Origin of the sequence: Ancylomarina sp. (assembly GCF_041555295.1) — a bacterium.
Classification (GTDB): domain Bacteria; phylum Bacteroidota; class Bacteroidia; order Bacteroidales; family Marinifilaceae; genus Ancylomarina.
Genome location: NZ_JBFFKR010000260.1, coordinates 1 through 4,881, shown reverse-complemented (window position 1 = coordinate 4,881; position 4,881 = coordinate 1). Strand labels below are relative to the sequence as shown.

The window sequence follows — 4,881 nt, the reverse complement described above, 5'->3', positions numbered from 1 at the left end:
TTTTTCGCAGCCAATATGGAATATTTGGGCGGAGGTATTAAAGAGATGGTGACAAATATGCCGTGGTTGTTTGCCTTAGCATTATTTGTGCTTTCAATCCTGCTTTATAGTCAGGCTGCAACAGTTCGTGCCCTAATGCCTTTGGGTATTGCCTTGGGTATTCCTGCTCCTGCACTTATTGCTATGTTCCCATCGGTAAACGGATACTTTTTTATTCCAAACTACCCGACTGTAGTTGCTGCAATTAATTTCGACCAAACGGGTACAACACGAATTGGGAAATACTTATTGAATCATAGTTTCATGATTCCAGGCATGGTGGCTACTATTGGAGCTGTTTCAATGGGCTTCCTATTAGTTTCGATACTATTCTAGAAAACCAAAAATAAAACTTAAGACTAATTAATTATTAATAACTAAGATTATGAACCTGAAACAAAGATTAACCCGAGTATTAGTACTGGTAGCAATTGTTACCATGGGAGCAATGTCTTCCGTTAATGCGCAAACATTACCAAACCTGACTATTATTGCAACTGGTGGTACCATTGCTGGATCGGGTGATTCAAGCATCAAAACCAATTACACTGCGGGTGTGGTTACTGTTGATAAATTATTGGCAGCTGTACCTGAAGTCATGAATTTGGCAACAATCAAAGGCGTACAAATTTCTTCTATCGGTAGCCAGGAGATGAACGATGCGGTTTGGTTGAAACTAGCTAAGAAAATCAACTTATTGTTAGCATCTGACGAGTGCGATGGTATTGTGATTACTCACGGTACGGATACAATGGAAGAAACAGCTTACTTTTTGAACCTTGTTGTAAAAAGCGACAAGCCAGTTGTATTGGTAGGATCTATGCGTCCAGGATCAGCAATGAGTGCTGACGGACCAATGAACCTTTTCAATGCTGTAGCTTTAGCATCTAACGCTGCATCTAAAGGACGTGGTGTAATGGTTTCAATGAACGACCTTATTTTAGGTGCTGACGATGTAACTAAAACCAACACAACAAACGTGTCTACTTTCCAGTGCCCTAACTTCGGTTCTTTGGGTTATATGCACAATGGTCAGCCTACTTTCCGTCGTGCAACTACTGCAAAGCACACAACTGCTTCTGAGTTCGACATTACTAAATTAAATAAACTACCTCAGGTAGATATCATTTACGGTTACTCAAATGCCAACGCTGTTGTTGTTGACGCTTTGGTAAAAGATGGTGCTAAAGGACTTATCCACGCAGGTGTAGGTAACGGTAACCTTTACCCAACTGTAATGGATGCTTTAGTTGCTGCTCAAAAAGATGGTATTCAAGTGGTACGTAGCTCTCGTGTATTTTCGGGATCAGCTACTTTAGATGCTGAGGTTGATGATGCAAAATTCAACTTTGTTGCTTCTCTTTACAAGAATCCACAAAAATCAAGAATCCTTTTGATGTTGGCTTTGACTAAGACCAACGACTACAAAGAAATTCAAAGAATGTTTTACGAGTATTAGAAATCTGATTCAGTAGAATCATTTCCAGTATCGTTTAAATTATGACCCCGGGAAGAGTAGAGAGGCTCTCTTCCCCTTGGGGTTCCTTTTCCCAGATTTTGGGGAAAACCAACAATAAACCTCTCATATACTTATAACTAATTGACTTTAGCTTATACAATAAGCTATATGTTATAATGCCGATGTATGTTGAGTTGAGTCGTAGATGAGCTTGCGAATTTAGGGCTCAAACGAAACAACAATCGGTATTACAATAGAAACCTGTTTACGACTACAAAATGAGTTTTAAAAAATATATTATCGCATTGGTTGCTGTTCTTACCATAGGTGGAACATCAATGGCTCAGGAAGCTTTAAATCTAAAAACTTTAGAGAAAAAGATAGCTGCTTTAGATCAAAAGAACGACTCTTTTAACTTCTACCTGAATCTTCAAAATTCGGCCAACGTGTATTTGAATGGTGGCGATTATGAAGGAATCGATTTCAAAACAAACCAAATGCGTTTAGAAATGCGTGGTGAAGTGGTTAAGGGTATTCGTTACCGTGTGCGTCACCGTATGAACCGTGGCACTTCTGCCGAAGGTTTAGATAACCTATCTCGTGCTACTGATATTGCTTCTATCTCTATCGATGTTGCAAAAAACTTCACCATTACTGGTGGTAAGCAGTGTACTGCTTTTGGTGGATATGAGTTCGACTTGAACCCTATTGACATTTACCAGTACAGCGATATGATCGACTATATGGATAACTTCCTTACAGGTGTAGATTTTGCATACCAGGTGAAAGGTCAGGAATTCCGTTTTCAGGTTGTGAATTCTCGTAACGATTATATGGATAACATCTACAATGGTTTAAACGGTGTAGAAGCTAGCAAGAATGCATTGGGTTATACATTAAACTGGAATGGTAGCCTTTTCGACGGTATTGTACAGACTCGTTGGTCTTACTCTCTTTTCGAAGATGCTAAGGATATGAATACAAATTATATCGCTTTGGGTACTCAAGTAAAATTGGGTAAGAAAGCACAATTGCAATTCGATTGGATGAACTCTAGCGAGGACATCGACCGTAAAGGTATTGTGTCGGATATGATTAATGCTAATGGTGGTGAGTATGTACGTGCTACTGATGTTGTTTACAACTCTTTTGTAGCAAAAGTAGATTACCGTTTGAACAACAAATTCAACATGTTTGTGAAAGGTATGTACGAAACAGCTACAAACGACGGTAACACAGATGAGAACCTAAACAACGAGTTCCGTACATCATATGGTTATATGACTGGTTTAGAATATCACCCTATTGCTGATGGCTTGAAGATCTTCTTCACATACACAGGTCGTCACTTCGATTACGATAGCAATTTGACTGAAAGCATGGGACTTAAAGATCAGCACACAAACCGTTTCTCTATTGGTATGGTTTACAGACTTAAAATGTACTAGGCTTCTGGTCATTTTAGATTAATAAAATGTTAACAGTCTGAATTCACAATTTAAATAAAATGCCCCTCGCATTTTAAACTTACTGTTACAAATTATCCAAGAGGGGTACCTGTTTTATCAGATACCCCTCTTTTTTTATAGTACTGATTAATAAAAGCTTCACCACATAGGAGTGAAATATTTCACTCTCACATAGGCTATAAAGAGTTTAATTTTAAGTCGAACAGCATGGCACTTTTGTAGCTGCATACTGTTACTTCATCTAATTTTGAACCGAAATAAAAACAGCAAATCTGAGCTTAAGAATTCTTGGAAACAAAAGCCTCCTTAGACAATCTCATTCACTAGTAGGTGAGGGATCAATCAGAAAGGGACACAATAATAAAGGATAAAAGCAATCAGATCGATTAATTAATAATTTTAGTAATTTCTTCGATGAAAACAAGACAAGAACACGATCTATTGGGTTATAAAGAGGTACCAGCTGATGCTTACTATGGCATCCAAACACTTCGCGCCGTTGAAAACTTTGATATCTGTGGTGTTAAACTAAGTTTCTATCCCCTATTTATTGATGCTTTGGCAATGGTGAAAATGGCTTCAGCCAAAGCGAATAACGAATTGGGTTTGCTTTCTGATGAACTGACGAAGTATATTGTTAGTGCAAGTGAAGAAGTTTTGGCTGGCGAATTTTACGATCAGTTTCCTGTTGACATGATTCAGGGAGGTGCAGGTACATCGACCAATATGAATGCCAACGAGGTGATTGCCAACCGTGCTTTGGAATTAATGGGATTTGAAAAAGGTGACTACGAGCACTGTCATCCTAACAACCATATCAACCTTTCACAATCAACAAATGATGCCTATCCTACAGCCATCAAAATTGCTCTAATTAATCACAACACCCGTTTGATTGAGGTGTTGAAACAATTAATTGAAGCTTTCCATGCCAAGGGTAAGGAATTTGACCATGTGATCAAAATGGGCCGTACCCAACTACAGGATGCTGTACCGATGACACTTGGACAAGAATTCGAAGCTTATGCCGTTAACCTTGAGGAAGAAATTGCACGTTTGAATCAAAACGCACAATTGTTCCGCGAAGTAAACATGGGAGCAACCGCTATTGGTACAGGAATTAATTCGGAGCCTGACTATTCTGAAAAAGTGGTGAAACACTTACAGCAAATTACCAATTTGGATATTGTTTTGGCTGGTAACCTTATAGAGGCAACGCCTGATACAGGTTCTTACGTGATGTATTCTTCAGCACTTAAGCGTTTGGCTATTAAATTGTCTAAGATTTGTAACGACCTTCGTTTATTGTCTTCAGGACCACGTTGTGGTTTTAATGAGATTAACTTGCCTCCAATGCAGCCAGGTTCTTCAATTATGCCAGGTAAAGTGAATCCAGTAATTCCTGAAGTTGTAAATCAGGTTGCGTACAAGGTTATTGGTAACGATTTGACTGTAACTTTTGCAGCTGAAGCCGGACAATTGCAACTTAATGTGATGGAGCCTGTATTGGTTAGATCTATTTTGGAATCAATGGAGATGCTTGAGAATGCAATGAACGTTCTGAATACAAAATGTATCACTGGTATTACTGCCAACGAAGAACATTGCCGCATGATGGTTCTTAATAGTATTGGTATTGTGACTGCACTGAATCCAACTTTGGGTTACGAAGCTTCATCGTCTTTGGCATCAGAAGCTCTTGCAAACAACCGTAGCGTTTACGATTTGGTTTTGGAGAAAAACCTACTGACCAAAGAGATGTTGGACGAATTGCTACAACCAGAAAGAATGATCAAACCTCAGAAGTTTGTGACTAAATAATATCAAGCAGATGGCGCAGGCTTATACTGGCGCCACAGTAAACTTACCTTTCAAGTGTAAGTAACGGCAAGTGCGCTGTTTTAGGATTGTATT

Annotated in this window: 4 protein-coding genes; all 4 read left to right on the top strand. The window is 38.8% G+C overall.

The features are described 5' to 3' along the window. Positions 1-375, top strand: a 375-nt coding sequence (locus ABY905_RS14095) for an anaerobic C4-dicarboxylate transporter family protein (protein WP_372644971.1), incomplete at its 5' end; no start/stop codon positions are given. A gap of 49 nt (positions 376-424) precedes the next feature. Then, a complete protein-coding gene (gene ansB / locus ABY905_RS14090) occupies positions 425-1,498 on the top strand; it encodes an L-asparaginase 2 (protein ID WP_372644969.1) in 1,074 nt (357 codons plus the stop codon). A 278-nt stretch (positions 1,499-1,776) separates the two neighbouring features. Continuing rightward, positions 1,777-2,946, top strand: a complete 1,170-nt coding sequence (locus ABY905_RS14085) for a porin (RefSeq protein WP_372644967.1) — start codon at positions 1,777-1,779, stop codon at positions 2,944-2,946. A gap of 435 nt (positions 2,947-3,381) precedes the next feature. Then, entirely contained in the window at positions 3,382-4,788 is a 1,407-nt protein-coding gene (gene aspA, locus ABY905_RS14080; protein WP_372644965.1) for an aspartate ammonia-lyase, read from the top strand. Positions 4,789-4,881 lie beyond the last annotated feature (93 nt).

Coding starts and splice junctions, on each gene's coding strand:
- ansB (WP_372644969.1), top strand. CDS start 425: ATGAACCTGAAACAAAGATTAACCCGAGTATTAGTACTGGTAGCAATT.
- ABY905_RS14085 (WP_372644967.1), top strand. CDS start 1,777: ATGAGTTTTAAAAAATATATTATCGCATTGGTTGCTGTTCTTACCATA.
- aspA (WP_372644965.1), top strand. CDS start 3,382: ATGAAAACAAGACAAGAACACGATCTATTGGGTTATAAAGAGGTACCA.